The sequence below is a fragment of the Streptomyces sp. NPDC085944 genome (genome assembly GCF_040686295.1).
Classification (GTDB): Bacteria; Actinomycetota; Actinomycetes; order Streptomycetales; family Streptomycetaceae; genus Streptomyces; species Streptomyces salinarius.
Window position 1 is genome coordinate 173,830 of record NZ_JBFBJX010000013.1, and the last position, 16,493, is coordinate 190,322.

Sequence of the window (16,493 nt, forward strand, 5' to 3'; positions counted from 1 at the left end):
CCTCCACTTGAGGGGTCGCCTGGACGGGTCCCCTTGTCGGGTCGCCGTTCTTGACGGCTGGAGACACCGGGGCACCGACGGCGGTTGCGGACCGCCGCGAGGACCACACGGTGGATGCAATCGGCGTCTTGTCGCACGAACCGGGTGCCCCCGACGCTGCTCCGTACGAGTGGTGCGTTCCCCGACTCGGTCGTACGGTCGGAACGGAGAAAGGGGAAAGCGGAGACAAGCGACCCCGAGACGGCGGGAGCAGACATGGGCAGGAACCCGATGAGGGCAGCGGTCGCACTCTGTGCCGCCGCCGCGCTGGCAGTCCCCCTCGGCACGGCCTCCGCCGCACCGTCGGCCGGGCCCGCGGCGCGGACCCAGCAGACGCAGGATCCGGTACTGATCGACTGCTCCGGGCAGCCGCAGATCGGTCCCGCGGCATACGTGCTCGCCTGCGGCGACGGAAACAGCCGCCTGGTCTCCATGCGGTGGTTCCGCTGGGACCCGCAGGCCGCCGTGGGCCGGGGCACGAACGCCGTCAACGACTGCGACCCGTACTGCGCGGCGGGCGCCTTCCACTCCTATCCGGTGACCGTACGGCTCGACATGCCGACGGGCGGGGGAGGGGGCACGGGCCAGTCGCACTTCACCCGGATCACCCTGACCTACACCGACGGCAGGCCGGACGGGTCCCCGCGCACGGTGACCTACCCCTTGCCCGGCTGACCGGCCGGCGGGCGGGCCCGGTCAGTCCGGCAGCACCAGCCGGCAGGTGTCCCCCGGCTGGATGCGCACCTCGCGGTCCGGCAGCCGGACGTCGATCGGCAGCGGTCCGGCCGCGGGCACGGCGATCTCCAGCCGGCCGTGCTCCAGCCGGAACCGCACGCCCCAGTGGCCCTGGTAGCGCACGGAGAAGCCGTACGACGACAGTTCGGGCAGCGGCACCGGGTCCAGCCACAACGCGCCCGCGCGGGTCTCCAGGCCGGTCAGTCCGCGCTGGACCAGGTCGACAGTGCCCGCCATGGCGCCGAGGTGGATGCCCTCCCCGGTGGTGCCGCCCTGGAGGTCGGCGACGTCGCCCTTGAGCGCCCCCTGGAAGTAGTCCCAGGCCTCGGCGCGGCGGGCGCGGGCCAGGATCCAGCCGTGGACGAGCCCGCTGAGGGTGGATCCGTGGCTGGTGCGGGCCAGGTAGTAGTCGACGGTGCGCTGCCAGGTCTCCTCGTCCAGACGGTACCCCAGGTGGCCGAAGAGGGCGCGCAGTTCGGCCGGGGAGAACAGGTAGCCCAGCATGAGGACGTCGGCCTGTTTGGACGCCTGGTAGTTGTTGACGCTGTCGTTCTCGGCCTCCAGGACGCGGTCGAGGCGCCGGATGTCGCCGTACCGCTCGCGGTAGCCCGCCCAGTCGAGTTCGGCGAGGTCGCCGTACCCCTCGAACTGGCTGACGACGCCCTCGTGGAAGGGGACGTGGAGGGTGCGCGAGACGCTGTCCCACTGTTCCAGTTCCGTGTCGTCCAGCGCGGTGCGCTCGACGAGTTCGCGGCGCCGGGGCTCGGGCAGGTCGTCGAGGACTTCGAGGGTGCGGGACAGCACCCAGGCGGCGGTGACGTTGGTGTACGCGTTGTCGTCGAGGCCGAGCCGGTCGGCGCCGGGGTAGGCCTCGTGGTACTCGTCGGGGCCGACGACGCCCCGGATGCGGTACCGGCCCACCTGCTCGTCCCAGGTGGCGGAGTCGGCCCAGAAGCGCGCGATCTGCAGCAGCATCTCGGCGCCCTTGGTGTGCAGGAACTCGGCGTCGCCGCCGGCCTCGCAGTACTGCCAGACGTTGTAGGCGATGGCGGAGCCCACGTGGTGCTGGAGGTGGGAGTGGTCGGGGAGCCAGCGGCCCGAGCGCGGGTTGAGGTGCAGCTGCTGGGTCTCCTCCCGGCCGTCGCTGCCGCTCTGCCAGGGGTAGAGCGCGCCCCGCCTGCCGATCGCGCGGGCCGCGGAGCGGGCCTTCTCCAGGCGGCGGTGCCGGTAGTGCAGCAGGGCCCGCGACACCTCGGGGAAGTGCAGGTTCAGGTAGGGCAGGACGAACAGCTCGTCCCAGAAGACGTGGCCGCGGTAGGCCTCCCCGTGCAGTCCGCGCGCCGGTACGCCCACGTCGAGGTCGGCGGTGTGCGGGGAGAGGGTCTGGAGCACGTGGAAGAGGTGCAGGCGCAGGATGCTGCCGGCCTCGCCGGGCACCTCCAGTTCGGCGCGGCGCCACAGCTGGCCCCAGGCGGTGCGGTGGGAGACCAGCAGGTCGTCGAAGCCGGGGGCTTCGGCCACCCGGTCGACGGCGGCCTGGAGCGGGTCGCTGATCGCCGGGTCGCGCGAGGTGTGCAGGGCCACCACCTTGTCGACGGTGGCGGTGCGGCCCGGTTCCACGCGCAGGACGGTGCGCTGGGTGACGCACAGATGCTCCCGTGCCGCGGTGACCGGCGCGTCGGCTGCGGTACGGGCGGCCATGCCGATCCGGATGTCCGAGCTGCGGGTCCGGCAGCGCAGCCACACGGTGTCCTCGTCGGCGCTTCCGGTGTGCACGTGGGTGAGGTGGTGGCCGTCGAGGTCCCGGTAGCGCGGCACGCCGCAGTTGGTGACGCCCCCGTCGAGGGTCGCCTCCACTCCCAGGTCGACCGGGCCGCCCTCGGCGGTGAACTCGGTGCGCAGGGCGGCGAGGTGGGGGTCGGCCATGTGCACCAGGCGCAACTGACGCACATAGAGCACGCGTTCCCCGCCGAGCGCGAAACCGGTGCGGCGCTCCAGCACACCCGAGTCCAGGTGCACGGTCTGGCGGTGGTCGAGCACCTCGGCGGTGTCGGGCGTGAGCCAGTCGCCCCCGGCGGGCCTGAAGCGCAGCGGCAGCCAGTTGGGGAGATTGACCATGTCCTCGTTCTCGACCTCGCGTCCCGCGACGGTGGAGGTGAGCCGGTTGTAGCAGCCCGCCACGTAGGTCCCCGGGTAGTGCACGTCGTCGGCGGCGCACTCGGGCAGCGCGCCGCGGGTGGCGAAGTAGCCGTTGCCGAGGGTGCACAGGGCCTCGCGCAGCCGCTCCTGCGCGGCGTCGTAGTGTTCGTAGTCCCAGGTCGACGGGGTCGCGGTCACCGCGCGCCGTCCCAGGTCCAGTCGGCGACCTCGGGCAGGTCCACGCCGTGCTCGCGGATCCAGTCGTGGTGCCGCAGCCGGGCGTCCTCCATACGCTGCCGTACGGCGGCGGCGCGCACGGCGAGACCGGGCACGCGGTCGATGACGTCCATGACCAGGCGGTAGCGGTCCAGGTCGTTGCCGACCACCATGTCGAACGGTGTGGTGGTGGTCCCGATCTCCTTGTAGCCGCGCACGTGCAGATGGGGATGGCCGGTGCGCCGGTAGGCCAGCCGGTGGATGAGCCAGGGGTAGCCGTGGTAGGCGAAGATCACCGGTTTGTCGGCGGTGAACAGGCCGTCGTACTCGAAGTCGCTCATGCCGTGCGGGTGTTCGCCGCTGGGCAGCAGGCGGGCGATGTCGACGACGTTCACCACGCGCAGGGCGAGTGTGGGCAGATGGCGGCGGACGAGCTGGGCGGCGGCCAGCACCTCCTGGGTCGGGACGTCTCCCGCGCAGGCGAGCACCACGTCGGGTTCGCGGCTGCCGTCCTCGGTGCCGGCCCACTCCCAGATGCCGGCGCCGCGCGCGCAGTGCACGCGGGCCTGCTCCATGGACAGCCAGTCGAAGCAGGGCTGCTTGCCGGCGACGATCACGTTGACGTAGTCGCGGCTGCGCAGGGCGTGGTCGGCGACGGAGAGCAGGGTGTTGGCGTCCGGCGGCAGATAGACCCGCACGGCTTCGGGGCTCTTGTTGAGGATGTGGTCGACGAAACCGGGGTCCTGGTGGGAGAAGCCGTTGTGGTCCTGCCGCCACACGTGGGAGGTGAGCAGGTAGTTGAGTGAGGCGATGGGTGCGCGCCAGGGCAGGCGGCGGGTGACGCGCAGCCATTTGACGTGCTGGTTGACCATCGAGTCGACGATGTGGACGAAGGCCTCGTAGCAGGAGAACAGCCCGTGCCGGCCGGTGAGCAGGTAGCCCTCCAGCCAGCCCTGGCAGGTGTGTTCGGACAGGATCTCCATGACGCGGCCGTGCCGGTCCAGGTTCTCGTCGACGGGCAGCGTCTGTTCCTGCCAGGCCTTGCCGCTGGCGTCGTAGACGGCCTGGAGGCGGTTGGAGGCGGTCTCGTCGGGGCCGACGAGGCGGAAGTCGCGGCGGTCGGTGGTGGCGCCCATGACGTCCCGGAGCAGCTCGCCGAGGACCCGGGTGGGCTCGTGCATGCTCGCGCCGGGCTCGTCGACGGGCACGGCGTACTTCTCCAGGGCGGGCAGGGGCAGGTCGCGCAGGAGGAGGCCGCCGTTGGCGAAGGGGGTGGCGCCGAGGCGGCGGGGCCCCTCGGGGACGGCGGCGAGGACGGCGGGCCGCGGGGCCCCGGCGTCGTCGAACAGTTCCTCGGGGCGGTAGGAGCGCAGCCACTGCTCCAGCTGCGCCAGGTGCTCCGGATTGCTCCGTACGGCGGACAGTGGCACCTGGTGGGCGCGCCAGGTGTTCTCCACGGGCAGTCCGTCGACCTCGGCGGGGCCGGTCCAGCCCTTGGGGGTGCGCAGGACGATCATGGGCCAGCGGGGGCGGCCGGTGGCGCCCTCCTCGCGGGCGGCCCGTTGGATCGCGGCGATGCGGTCGAGGGCGGTGTCCATGGCACGGGCCGTCGCGCGGTGGACGGCGGCGGGCTCGTCACCGGTGACGTGGATCGGGTCGTGCCCGTAGCCGCGCAGCAGTTCGTCGAGCTCGGTCTCGGGGAGGCGGGCGAGGACCGTCGGATTGGCGATCTTGTAGCCGTTGAGGTGCAGGATCGGCAGGACGGCGCCGTCGTGCACCGGGTCGAGGAACTTGTTGGAGTGCCAGGACGTCGCCAGCGGGCCGGTCTCCGCCTCGCCGTCGCCGATCACGCAGGCGACCGTGAGGTCCGGGTGGTCGAAGGCCGCGCCGTAGGCGTGCGAGAGCGCGTAGCCCAGTTCGCCGCCCTCGTGGATCGAGCCCGGCGTCTCGGGCGCGACGTGGCTCGGTACGCCGCCGGGGAAGGAGAACTGCTTGAAGAGCAGGGCCATGCCGGCCGCGTCCCGGGTGATGTCCGGATAGGTCTCGGTGTACGAGCCCTCCAGCCACGCGTTGGCCAGGACGGCGGGGCCGCCGTGGCCGGGGCCCCAGACACACAGGGCGTCGAGGTCACGCGCCTTGATGACCCGGTTGAGGTGGGTGTGGACCAGGTTGAGGCCGGGTGAGGTGCCCCAGTGGCCGAGCAGCCGCGGCTTGACGTGCTCGGGGCGCAGGGGTTCGGCCAGCAGCGGGTTGGCCATCAGGTAGATCTGGCCGACGGAGAGGTAGTTCGCGGCGCGCCAGTGGGCGTCCAGGCCGGCGAGCTCCTCCTCGGTCAGTTCGGTGGGCGCCTGCTGCGTGTCGGCGGACATCGGTGGTCCTTCCGTGTCGGGACAGCCGGTCGGAGCGCGCGGGCACCGGGTGCCCGTGCACATCCCAACCCTGCGCCGACCGGGCGGGTACCCGAGAGGGCCGTTCGGGTCACGTCCTGTGCCGAACGGGTCACGGGGCGCCGGTACGTGGAGGGGCGGGTGACGGTGCGTGACGAGAACAGCACGGTCGTCACCGGCGCCGACCCCGGTGTCGACCGTGCTGGTGCACCGGATACCCCAGCTTCAGGCCCGCACACAGGAGTTGCCCAAGTCCTGCGGCAGCGCCCGCAACGGTGACGCGCCGGACCCGCGAAGCCGTCACCACCCACTCGAGAATACCCCTGCCGGGTATATTCGTTGACCAGAGAGATACCCCCCGGGGGGTGATTCGAAAGCTGAAGGAGAGAGCACAGGGTTCTTTGTCGACGTCCTGGAGACCGAGGGACTGGGCAACCGCAGCCACCCGGCGGGCGGTCCCCGCTCGGCCGTGGTCGTGGACCCGCCGCGGGGCGTCGACCGCGTCGTCGCCGCGGCCGCCCGGCGCGGGACGTCTGGGACGGGAGGCGGCTGACCGCGAAGGTCTCCGCGGCGACGCTGCGGCGCGCCTTCGGCGCCGTGCTGCTCGCCGTGACCGTGGCAATGGGCGCGACGGCGGTCCTGTGATCCGCCGTCCCGCCCGGGCGCGTCAGGCCAGGGACAGGAAGAGCTTCTCCAGCCGGGCCCGCATCTGCGCCGAGTCCCGCACCTCCGGGTCGTCGCTGGTCATGCACTGCTGCAGTCCCGTGGCGATGACCGAGAAGCCGGCCCGGTCCAGGGCCCGGGAGACGGCGGCGAGCTGGGTGACCACGTCCTCGCAGTCGCGACCCTCCTCGATCATCCGGATGACTCCCGCGAGCTGTCCCTGGGCGCGCCGCAGCCGGTTCAGCGCCGACTTCAGTTCGTCGGCCGACATGTCGAGTTCCACGCTTCTCCCTCTCCTTCGTCCGATGTCCACCTGATCACAACCGATCCCGCATACCCCCACGGGTATTCTACCGCGCTGGGGGGACCGCAACGAGAAAGGTTTCCGTACGTGAGCACCCCATCGAACCGGCCACCTCCGTGGCCGCCACCGCCGTGACCACCCCACCGGACAGGCGGCGGTCCGCCTGGGCGACTTCACCGTCGTCGACGTCCGTTCCGCGGGCGAGTACGCCGGCGGGCACCTGCCCGGCGCGCACAACATTGCGCTGGAGCGCCTCGACGAGGCCGCCGACACCCTCGGGGCGGCCGCCGCACGGGGACCGCTGCTGCTGGTGTGCGCCTGCGGCAACCGGTCCGCCAAGGGCTGCGCGCGCCTTGCGGGGCGGGGCATGGAGGCGGCCACGCTCGAGGGCGGCACCAGCGCCTGGGCGGTGGCCGGTCACCCCGTCGAGCGTCCGGCCGGGGCGCGCGCCGTGGCCCATGGACCGGCAGGTGCGCCTCGCGCCGGGTCGCTCGTCGCCGCCGGTTTCGCGGCGGGCCGGTTCCGGCGCCCCGCGCACCGGCTGTCCGGCGCGACCGGCGCGGGACTGGTCTTCTCCGGGGTGACCAACACCTGCGGCATGGCCGCGGTCCTCGCCCGGCTGCCGCCCAACCGCCCCGCCGGGGGCGCCGTCCCCTTCGAGGAGACCGTGGCGCGACTGGCGGCCTGAGACACGGCTGCGACGGCGGGCCCCGATCCCTCACGGAGGGGTCGGGGCCAATTTTGCATGCCGTGCATCTTTGCATACCATGCAACTTATGTCGGAGAGAAGTGCCGCCGGGGGCGGTCTGCGGGAGCGGAAGAAGCGGGCCACACGTGCCGCTCTGGCCGAGGCCGCGGTCCGGCTCGCCGCCGAACACGGGGCGGAGAAGGTCACCGTCGAGGCGATCAGCGCCGCGGCCGGGGTGTCGGTGCGTACCTTCTTCAACTACTTCGACAGCCGCGACGACGCCTTCGTGGTGGTCGACGCCGACGCCGACGCGGGCGCGCGCATGCGGCGTGCCGTCCTCGACGCACCGGCCGGACTGTCCCCGCTGGAGGCCCTGCGTGAGGCCATGGCGGCGGAGCTGGCCGAGGCGGAACAGCAGCACGAACTGTGGCGGCTGCACGCCAAGGTGCTGCACGCCTCGCCGCACCTCCTGGCGCGCGGCGTCGGGGCCCACATGGCGGCCGAGGCGGACCTGGCCGACGCCATCGCCGAACGCCTGCGCGGGGTCGGCGGCACGAGCGGCCCGGGTTCCGAAGCCGGGCCGGGGTCCGTGACCGGCCCCGGGTCGGGGCTCTACCCGCGGCTGCTGGCCGCGGTGGCGGGCGCCGCGGTGCGCACCAGCATGGACCACTGGTCCGCACACCAGGAGGAAGCCGCCTTCCTCGACGTCTTCCACGAGGTGTTCACCCTCCTCGCCGCCGGTCTTCCGGCACCCTCCGCGTAGCCTCCGCGCCGGGCTCGCGACCCGACAGGACCTGAACCGAAAGAGATTCCGTGACCGCTACCGAGGCGCCCGCCGACGCGCCGCCCACCTCCATGAACCACCGGCAGATACTCCAGGCGATGTCGGGCCTGATGGCCGGCATGTTCGTCGCGATCCTGGCCGGCACGGTCGTGGCCAACGCGCTGCCCACGATCATCGCCGACCTGGGCGCCAGCCAGTCCTCCTACACATGGGTCGTCACCTCCGAACTCCTGGCGATGACCGCGACGGTGCCCCTGTGGGGCAAGCTGTCCGACCTCTTCAACAAGAAGCTGCTGCTCCAGCTGTCGCTGAGCATGTTCGTGGTCGGCTCGCTGCTGGCCGGCTTCTCGCACGGCGTCGGTCTGCTGATCTTCAGCCGGGTGGTGCAGGGCATCGGCGCGGGCGGTCTGACCGCTCTCGCGCAGGTCGTGATGGCCTCCGTCATCCCGCCCCGCCAGCTGGGCAAGTACGCCGGCATCTTCGGGGCCGTCTTCGCCGTGGGCACCGTGGCCGGACCGCTGGTCGGCGGCGTCCTGGTGGACACCTCGTGGCTGGGCTGGCGCTGGTGCTTCTTCATCGGCGTCCCGTTCGCGCTGCTCGCCATCGCCCTGCTGCAGCGCACCCTGCGCCTGCCCACCGTCAAGCGCGAGGTGCGCATCGACTGGCTCGGCGCCCTCCTGATCGTCGCCGGTGTGTGCGCGCTGCTCATCTGGGTGTCGCTGGCCGGCAACGAGTTCGACTGGGCGTCCTGGCAGACCGCCGCCCTGACGGTCGGCGGCGTCCTGCTGCTGGTCGCTGCGGTGTCCGTCGAGGCCCGCACCGCCGAGCCGGTCATTCCGCTCGGCATCTTCAGGAACCGCACGGTCACCCTGACCACGGTCGCCAGCCTCCTGGTCGGTGTCGCCATGTTCGGCGGGACCGTCTTCCTCTCGCAGTACTTCCAGATCTCCCTGGGCAAGTCGCCGACCGTCGCCGGTCTGATGAGCCTGCCGATGATCCTCGGCCTGCTGGTGTCGTCCACCGTCGCCGGACAGGTGATCAGCCGGACCGGCAGGTGGAAGCGGTACCTGGTGGCGGGCGCGTTGATCATGGCCGTCGGCCTCGCGCTGCTGGCCACGATCGACGCGAAGACGCGCTTCGGCCTGCTCAGCCTCTACATGGCCGTCCTGGGTGTCGGCGTCGGCATGCTGATGCAGAACCTTGTGCTGGCCGCCCAGAACGACGTGCCCGCCGCCGACCTCGGCGCCGCGACCTCCGTGCTGTCGTTCTTCCGCAGCATGGGCGGCACCATCGGCGTCAGCGTCCTCGGCGCTGTCCTCGCCAACCGGGTCGCCAGTGAGATGGCCAAGGGTCTCAGCGCCGCGGGCGTCGCCGTACCGGGTGGTGGCGGCTCGGGCGAGGGCAGCGTCCCGGACATGTCCACGCTGCCCGGCCCGATGCGGACGATCGTCGAGCACGCCTACGCCGTCGCCACGGCCGACCTGTTCCTGATCGCCACGCCGTTCGCGGTGCTCGCGCTGGTCGCCGTCGTGTTCGTCAAGGAGAAGCCGCTGAAGACCACCAGCGGCATGGAGCGCCTGGCCGAGGAGTACGGCGAGGGCCCCACGGCGTCGGCCGGCAAGGACCCGGCGCCGGTCGCCTGAGGCACCCGGTGGGAAGGCAGCGGGGCCGCACGTCCGATCCGGACGTGCGGCCCCGCTGCCGTGTACGGCGGCGTACCGGGGGTCAGCCGCGGGCCATGGCGATCGAACCCGCCAGCCGCTCCCCCGCCTCGTAGATCATGTACGGAACGCCGTGGTCGGTGCCGAACGACGGGGAGGCCGCACGGCCGTTCTCCGGCGCGGAACCCCGGGAGTCGTAGAAGACGCCGAGGTGCCTGCGGAGGGAGAAGTCGTTGCCGACCTCGGTGATCATCAGGTCGCCGCCGCTCTCCTTGTCCTTGTTGTAGACGACGTACGTGCTGTTGTTCCGGTGCAGCAGGTGCGGGCCGCCGATGTTCACCGCGCCGACGTCGCCGTGGCGGACCAGGGGCTCCTGGGCGAACGTCCAGGTGCGGCCGTCCGCGGACCAGCCCCAGCCGATGTCGCGGTGGTTGGTGGTGTTGTTGACCATGAAGACCATGACGTAGTGCGCGCCGCGCGAGGGCAGTTCGTGCGGGAAGACCCGCGCGTAGGAGGTCTCGGTGGTGCCGGACGGCAGCATCGAGGTGTTCAGTACGACCTTGTCGTAGGTGAAGTGGATGCCGTCGGCGGAGCGGGCGAGCCGGGTCGTGGTGTTCTCGCCGTGGAAGTACAGCCACATCTCCTTCCGCCCGGCGTGCCACATCACGTGCGGCGAGGAGACGTGGCTGACGGAGTAGTGCGGCGACCACGTGTTGGAGACGATCGGGTTGTGCGGGTACTCCGTGAAGGGGCCCTCCAGTGAGTCCCCGTAGGCCAGGCAGATGCCGCCGGGGGCGTCGTGCGGGGCGTAGTAGAGGTAGTAGCGGCCGAGCCGGCCGCTCGCGGGCAGCCGGTCGTAGACGCCGCGGACGGTCGGGAAGATGATCTCGCCGGTGGGGTTGTAGGCCAGCTGGGACGGCGTCAGCAGGGTGCGGACGTAGGTGTAGTCGGGGAACCCGCCGGGTGCGGCGGAGGCGGCGGGCGCGGCTGTCGCGCCCAGCGCGAGGGCGGCGCCGGTGAGGGCCGTGCCCTTCAGGAACAGACGGCGGTCGAGGTGCGGCTCGTGCATGTCGACTCCTGGGTGAGGGGGGATGTCACACGTACGGGTGTGTCACAGGTACAGGGCGGCGGTGACGCACATGCCGCCGAGGGCGACCAGCCACACGTAGGGCAGGGTGCGGACCATGACCTGCTGCGGGCTGACGCCCGCGTACTGCGCGGCCCACACCGTCTGGGTGCTGGTCGGGTCGGCGACGCCGAAGACCTGGTTGTACGAGGTGGCCATGCCGAGGACGGCGACGGCCGGGTAGATGCCGGTGGCGATGAGGACGCCCGCGATGCCGGCGCCGAGCCCGAACACGTTGAGCGGGCCGCGGTACAGGCACAGCGGCACCAGCACGGTGAAGACGATGACGAACAGCACCGGGTTCTGCGGGCTGACCGCCTTCATCAGCGGCTCCAGCGCGTCCACCGCGCCGGGTAGTTTGACGGCCGCGAGCAGGATGCCGATCGCCACGAACAGCGCGAGCGGCGGGGCGGCCACCTCGAAGCCGCCGTACAGGGTGCGCAGCAGCCGCTTGTTCATCTCGCCGGGCCGGGTGGTGGTGACCAGCGCGTAGAGCACACCGGCCAGCATCGAGGGGATGATGGCCACGTCCAGGCCGAGGGCCAGGACCAGCGGGACCACGGGGGCGAGCAGTGCGTACCAGGGCGCGTCGCCGAGGCGTTCGCGGCGCGGGGCCGGGCGCGCGGAGACCGACTTGAGCGACCAGGCGTGCTCGGTGCCGCGCCGCCGGTTCTCGATGACGACGTAGGCGACGGCGGCGACCAGGGCGAACGGGAACAGCTTCACCATGAAGCCGCGGACGGTGTCGACGGGCAGGTCGAGGGCGGTGGAGAAGAACTGCCAGACGGGCAGTTCGAAGGGAACGCCGACCGCGATGCCCATCAGCACCGTGCCCGCGGCGGTCACCTTGGGCACGCCGACCGCGACCATCGCGGGGATGCCGATGATGCCGGCCAGCATCGCGGCCGGTGCCGAGCCGGTGACGGTGCCGACGAGCGCGGAGACGGCGAGGACGCCGAGGGCGACGACGGTGGGCCGGTCCCCGCCGAACTCGACGATCTTGCGGACGAGGGTGCCGGCGATGCCGGTCTCGTCGAGCAGCTTGCCGAGCCAGGAGCCGAGGATGATGGCGACCATCGTCGCCGCGAGCGCCGGGGCGCCCTCCTGGAGCACCGTGTCCAGGACGCTGTTCTTGCCCGTCAGGGGCGCGCCGGAGAGGAAGGCGATGACCACGGCGAGCAGCACCAGCGCGAAGGCGGTGGGCAGCTTGCGGGTGAGCATCGCGGCGACGCCGGCCGCCATGACGAGGAGGATGACGACACCCATGGGTCAGTTCTCTCTTCTTGCGTCACGTGCGGGTGGTGGGGTGGTCCCGGGAGCCGTCCCGGCCCCGGTCTCGGCCTCGGTCTCGGCGGCCAGGGCGGCGGTCAGCAGCAGGGGGCTGCGGCCGAGTCCGCAGACGGTGCGGGCATAGGCGTGCGCGGCCACTTCCTCGGCGCCGGCGACGTGGCCGGCAACGCGCAGCCGGCCCAGGCGCAGGGCGCTGTGCCCGAGGGCGCGCTTCAGGGCCGCCTTCGCGGGGCCGTGGTGAAGGTGGACGTGCACCGCCTCGTGGGCGAGGGCGGCCGCCCGGACCGAGCCGGGCGGGTACCAGTCGCGCCAGCCGCGGGCGTCGACGACCCGTTCGGCGAGGTCGATGGTGTCCGTGTACAGCTCGACGGTGGGCGGTCTGGAGGTGTACCGGGCGAGCAGCCCGAGTTCCACTCCGCCGTCGCGCTCCACGATCCGTGCCCGGCACGCGACGGGCGCCAGGGCGGAGCCGAACGCGTCGGCCGCCCGCGCCCACCGGCGCAGCAGTTCCGGGTCGCGGTGCTCGTGGGTCGGCGTGGCGGCCAGCAGGCGTACGGCCCAGCCGATGTCGTCGGTGGCGGCGAGGTCGGCCGCCACCGGGACCTGTGACACGCTCATTCGCGCACCTCCAGTACGGCGACCACCGGTTCGTCGGCGGCGCGGGAGCGCAGTTCGCTGCGGGCCAGGGCGAGCAGCGGCTGCGGGTCGAGGACTCCGGAGAGATCGGCGATGCGGGAGCCGAGCAGCAGGCGCACCGCGGGGGCGCGCACGCCTCCGTCGCCGTAGGAGGTGTGTTCGGCGACGAGCCCCGCGAGCACCTCGGGGGCGGCGGCGACGGTGGTCGCCTCGACCCGGGCGTCGGGCGCGTGGTGGCGGACGACCCCGTCGGCGTCGACGACGCGCACCGGATGGCGTACGGGCCGGAAGCGTCGGTGGACCTCGGTGCCGTACACGGTGTGGGCCGGGGTGCCCGCGAGGACGTGCACCTTCGACGGGTCGGTCTTGAGGCTGGTGGCGGCCAGCCGCAGGCGTTCGGCGTCGTCGGCGCGGTGGGCCCGGTCCTGGGTGCGCAGTTCGGTGGCGCCGGTGGCGATGGCGCGCACGACGTTGGTCTGCGGGTCGACGGTGACCTCGACCTCGACGCCGTCGGCGGCGGCGCCCTGTTCGACCACGGCGCGCTCGGCCTCGGCCCGGACCGCGAGGATCTGCTCCTGGGTGGCGCCCGGCACGATCCGCTCGACCTGTTCGCGGACCAGCGCGAGGGCGACGCCGATGGGGCTGATGACCTCGTTGTGCTGTGCGATGCGGCCGGTCAGGTCGGTGCGGGCGGCCAGGTGCGGGGTGACCGAGGCGGCGCCGCCGCCACCACCGACCAGGACGGCGGTGTCGGTGTCGAGGCGGTACTCGCGTACGAGGTCGTCCACGACGGACTTCACCTGGTCGGTGCCGGCGTCCAGGAGCCGGGCGGCCGCGGTGTCCACGTCGGTGCCGAGGGCGGCGGCGAGCGGGGCCAGCGCGGCGCGGGCGGTGTCGGGGTCGGCGTGGGCGAAGTCGCCCTCGGGGACCCGGCCGAGCGCGTTGGCGGCGCAGGTCATGGTGAGCGCGAAGCGGCCGCCCGCCGCGTCGAGGACGGCGTAGTCGGCGGGGTCGCCGGGCAGCGGGCTGATGGTGGTCAGCCTGGCGTCCCGCAGGTCCGCCGGGTCGGCGTAGCAGGCGTACGGCAGCCCGGCGATGTGCGCGCTGCGCGGGCCGGTGCCGGTGACCCGGCCGCCGGAGACGCGCACCATGGAGCCGCCGCCGACGCCGACGGTGCGCACGTCCAGGGCGTTGAGGTAGGAGGTCTGCCCGAGCAGCACGGCGTGCCGTACCGCGACCTTGCCGCGCTTGACGACGCTGACGTCGGTCGAGGTGCCGCCGGTCTCCAGGAACACGCCCTCGCTGACGCGTTCCTGCATCAGCGCGCCCGCGACCCCGGCGGCCGGTCCCGACAGCACGGTCAGCAGGGGCCTGCGGCGCATCTCGTCCAAAGACATCACTCCCCCGTCGCAGCGCATCACCATGAGCGGTGCGGTGACACCGGCCTTGGTGATGGAGGCGTCGACGAGGTCGGCGGTGGCCAGCATGCGCGGCAGGATCGCGGCGTTGACGACGGCGGTGCGGGTGCGCTTGCGCAGCCCGTACAGGGAGGTGATCTCGTGCGCGGCGGTGGTGGGCAGGCCGGTGGTACGCGCCGCCTCGGCGACCGCCTCCTCGCCCTCGGGCCGGTCGACGCCGAAGGGTTCGCTGGCGACCAGTGCCTGCGCTCCTGCAGCGGTGAGCCGGTCGACGGCGGCCCGTACGGCGGGGGCGTCGTCGGGGTCGGGCACGTGGGCGTAGTGCAGCGGGAGCCGTTTGCCCGGGGTGAGTTCGAGCTTGGCGAGGGTGGCGAGTCTGCGGGTGAAGTACGTTCCGCCACCGGTGCCGATGCCGAGCAGACCTACGGTGGCGACGTCGCCCTCCAGCAGGGCGTTGGTAGCCTGGGTCGTGCCGTGTGCCAGGAAGGCCACGTCGGCGGGTGCGTGCCCGGTCTGTGTCAGCAGCCGGTCGAGTGCCTCGACGATGCCGTGTGCGACACCGTCCTCGTGATGGTGGCTCGTGGGGACCTTCACCTGGCCCACGAGCCGGAGCGTCGTGGCGTCTACCGCCACGGCGTCGGTGAAGGTTCCGCCCACGTCGATGCCGACGCGGATGCGGTGGGTGGTCATGTCCGGGCACCTCCTTGTGCTGGGTCGGTCCGCACGCGGGCGGTCACCGGGCGGGGCAGGTGGTGCTGCCCCGCCCGAACTCGCGCCGCGCGCGGGGTCGTTCAGTAGCCCCTGACGTCGGGCCAGTGACGCTGTACGCCGTCGCGGTCGAGCACCCCGGCGAATTCCTCGAACCTCTTGTCCTCGGCCTGCACCTGGTGCGGCTCGACGTCCTCGGCGAGGCAGTGGGCGGCGAGGGCGCCGGCGACCTCGCCGACGTTCCACTCCACCGGGTGCAGGCGGTAGCAGCCGTTGGTGATGTGGGTGGTGCCGAGGTTCTTGCCGGCCGGCAGCAGGTTGCGTACCCGGCGCGGGACGAGAGCGCCGAGCGGGACCTCGAAGGGCACGGAGCCGATGTCGACGTAGCCGTCGCCGCCGGTGGAGGGGTGCAGGTCGATGCGGTAGTTGCCGACGCCCACCGAGTCGCGGTGGCGGGTGCGGCCGTAGGGGCCGAGCAGGTCGATGGAGACGTCGTGCTCGGTGACGGTGGTGACGGCCTTGATCCGGCGGGACTCGCGGACGTAGGCCGCCTTGGCGAGGCCGTCGGCGGTGCCGGTCACGTCGGGGCGAAGCCGCAGCCCCGGGAAGCCGGTGCCGCCGTCGGTGCGGGGCGCCTCGGTCTGCAGCCAGTAGAGCACCGACAGCGACAACTGCCGCGCCTCGCGCAGGGCTTCGGCCTCCTGACCGATGTAGGGCTTGAGCCAGTAGTCGTTGAGCGGCCAGTTGACGAGGGTGATGTCGGAGTCGAAGGCGCCCTCGGTGTGCAGCTTGCGGGCGAGGATGCGGCGGAAGCCCCACAGCTCCTTGTCGCCGGCGTCCGCGCTCTGGTCGGCGCTGACGGCGAGCGGGTCGAGGTCCGGGTTGGGCACGAAGGTACGCGGCACCGGTTCCAGGGTGCGCGGGTCGGGGGCCTCGAAGCCGAGCAGCGGTCCCGGCCAGAAGTCGGGCTTGTAGTCGCGCCAGAAGGCGTAGTCGGCGGGCCGGTCGATGGTGTGGTCCTCGCCCTCGTGGTGGGAGAGGGCGAAGCAGACGGTGATGCCCTGCTGGTTGCCCGGCTGGGCCTCGTCGGGGGCGTGCGGTTCGTCGAACTCGGCCCGGGACTCGGCACCGTTGACGTGCTCTACCCCGGCGAGGTGGAGCAGTTCGCCGGTCTCGGTGGCGTCCAGGACGTAGCGGGCGGGGACGGTGCGGCGGGTGCCGTCGCGGAGGTCCTCCAAGGTGACGGCGCGTACGACATCGTTGTCGGTCTCGGCGGCCACCGGCCGGTGCTCGGTGAGGACGGTGAGCCGCCCGGCCGCCCGGTGCGGGGCGAGCATGCCCTCCAGGACGGCGAGTGCGACGCGCGGCTCGTGGCAGAGCTTGCTCACCCGGCCGGCGCCCGGGTTGAGGTCGGTGAGGGCGGCGGCCTCGGCGCGCAGCGGATACCACTGGCGGTAGTACTGCCGGATGCCTTCGCGCAGGCGACGGTAGGTTGCGGTGGTGCCGAACTGTTCGACCCACGGGTGTTCGTCGGGCGGCACGGCCTGGCTGGTGAGCTGGCCGCCGATCCAGTCCGTCTCCTCGGTCAGGACGACGCTGCGGCCGGCCCGGCAGGCGGCGAGCGCCGCGGCGACGCCGCCGAGGCCGCCGCCGACGACGAGGATGTCGGGTTCCGGTATCACGCTGTTGCTCCTTGGGG

At 72.6% G+C, this 16,493-nt stretch carries 11 protein-coding genes and 1 pseudogene; 4 read left to right on the top strand and 8 right to left on the bottom strand.

The annotated features are described in order from the left end of the window. Positions 1-255: 255 nt before the first annotated feature. Positions 256-714, top strand: a complete 459-nt coding sequence (locus AB0P07_RS25325; RefSeq protein ID WP_365554355.1) for a hypothetical protein — start codon at positions 256-258, stop codon at positions 712-714. Positions 715-735: 21 nt separating this feature from the next. Here the strand turns inward: AB0P07_RS25325 and AB0P07_RS25330 are convergent, their stop codons facing one another. From AB0P07_RS25330 to AB0P07_RS25340, 3 genes are all read right to left on the bottom strand, one after another. Next, positions 736-3,111 (bottom strand): glycosyl hydrolase family 65 protein, encoded by a 2,376-nt coding sequence (locus AB0P07_RS25330; RefSeq protein WP_365554358.1) that lies wholly within the window; start codon positions 3,109-3,111, stop codon positions 736-738. Next, the gene (locus AB0P07_RS25335; RefSeq protein WP_365554361.1) at positions 3,108-5,498 is read right to left on the bottom strand and encodes a phosphoketolase family protein; all 2,391 of its coding nucleotides are present in this window, start codon (positions 5,496-5,498) and stop codon (positions 3,108-3,110) included. Before AB0P07_RS25335 ends, AB0P07_RS25330 begins: the two co-directional genes overlap by 4 nt. A 685-nt stretch (positions 5,499-6,183) precedes the next feature. Next, complete coding sequence (locus AB0P07_RS25340) at positions 6,184-6,462, bottom strand: metal-sensitive transcriptional regulator (protein ID WP_365554364.1); 279 nt, start codon at positions 6,460-6,462, stop codon at positions 6,184-6,186. Positions 6,463-6,646: 184 nt separating this feature from the next. Here AB0P07_RS25340 and AB0P07_RS25345 point away from each other — a divergent pair. The 3 genes and pseudogenes from AB0P07_RS25345 (at position 6,647) to AB0P07_RS25355 (ending at position 9,598) form a co-directional block, all read left to right on the top strand. Next, a pseudogene (locus AB0P07_RS25345) lies at positions 6,647-7,171 on the top strand (rhodanese-like domain-containing protein). 79 nt (positions 7,172-7,250) lie between these two features. Beyond that, positions 7,251-7,934 carry a helix-turn-helix domain-containing protein gene (locus tag AB0P07_RS25350; protein ID WP_365554366.1) on the top strand — a complete coding sequence of 228 codons (684 nt, stop codon included), beginning with the start codon at positions 7,251-7,253 and terminating at the stop codon, positions 7,932-7,934. Positions 7,935-8,026: 92 nt separating this feature from the next. After that, a complete protein-coding gene (locus tag AB0P07_RS25355; RefSeq protein WP_365554582.1) occupies positions 8,027-9,598 on the top strand; it encodes an MDR family MFS transporter in 1,572 nt (523 codons plus the stop codon). Between the two features lie 82 nt (positions 9,599-9,680). Here the strand turns inward: AB0P07_RS25355 and AB0P07_RS25360 are convergent, their stop codons facing one another. From AB0P07_RS25360 to AB0P07_RS25380, 5 genes are all read right to left on the bottom strand, one after another. Then, on the bottom strand, positions 9,681-10,685 hold the full coding sequence (locus AB0P07_RS25360) for a twin-arginine translocation signal domain-containing protein (RefSeq protein ID WP_365554369.1): 1,005 nt from the start codon (positions 10,683-10,685) through the stop codon (positions 9,681-9,683). Between the two features lie 42 nt (positions 10,686-10,727). Continuing rightward, positions 10,728-12,008 (bottom strand): TRAP transporter large permease subunit, encoded by a 1,281-nt coding sequence (locus AB0P07_RS25365; RefSeq protein ID WP_054101126.1) that lies wholly within the window; start codon positions 12,006-12,008, stop codon positions 10,728-10,730. 3 nt (positions 12,009-12,011) lie between these two features. Continuing rightward, positions 12,012-12,650, bottom strand: coding sequence for a hypothetical protein (locus tag AB0P07_RS25370; RefSeq protein WP_365554373.1), 639 nt, complete (start codon positions 12,648-12,650; stop codon positions 12,012-12,014). Continuing rightward, a complete protein-coding gene (locus AB0P07_RS25375; RefSeq protein WP_365554376.1) occupies positions 12,647-14,776 on the bottom strand; it encodes a hydantoinase/oxoprolinase family protein in 2,130 nt (709 codons plus the stop codon). The genes AB0P07_RS25370 and AB0P07_RS25375 overlap by 4 nt, the downstream gene beginning before the upstream one ends. Positions 14,777-14,877: 101 nt before the next feature. Then, positions 14,878-16,476, bottom strand: a complete 1,599-nt coding sequence (locus AB0P07_RS25380; RefSeq protein ID WP_365554379.1) for an FAD-dependent oxidoreductase — start codon at positions 16,474-16,476, stop codon at positions 14,878-14,880. Positions 16,477-16,493 lie beyond the last annotated feature (17 nt).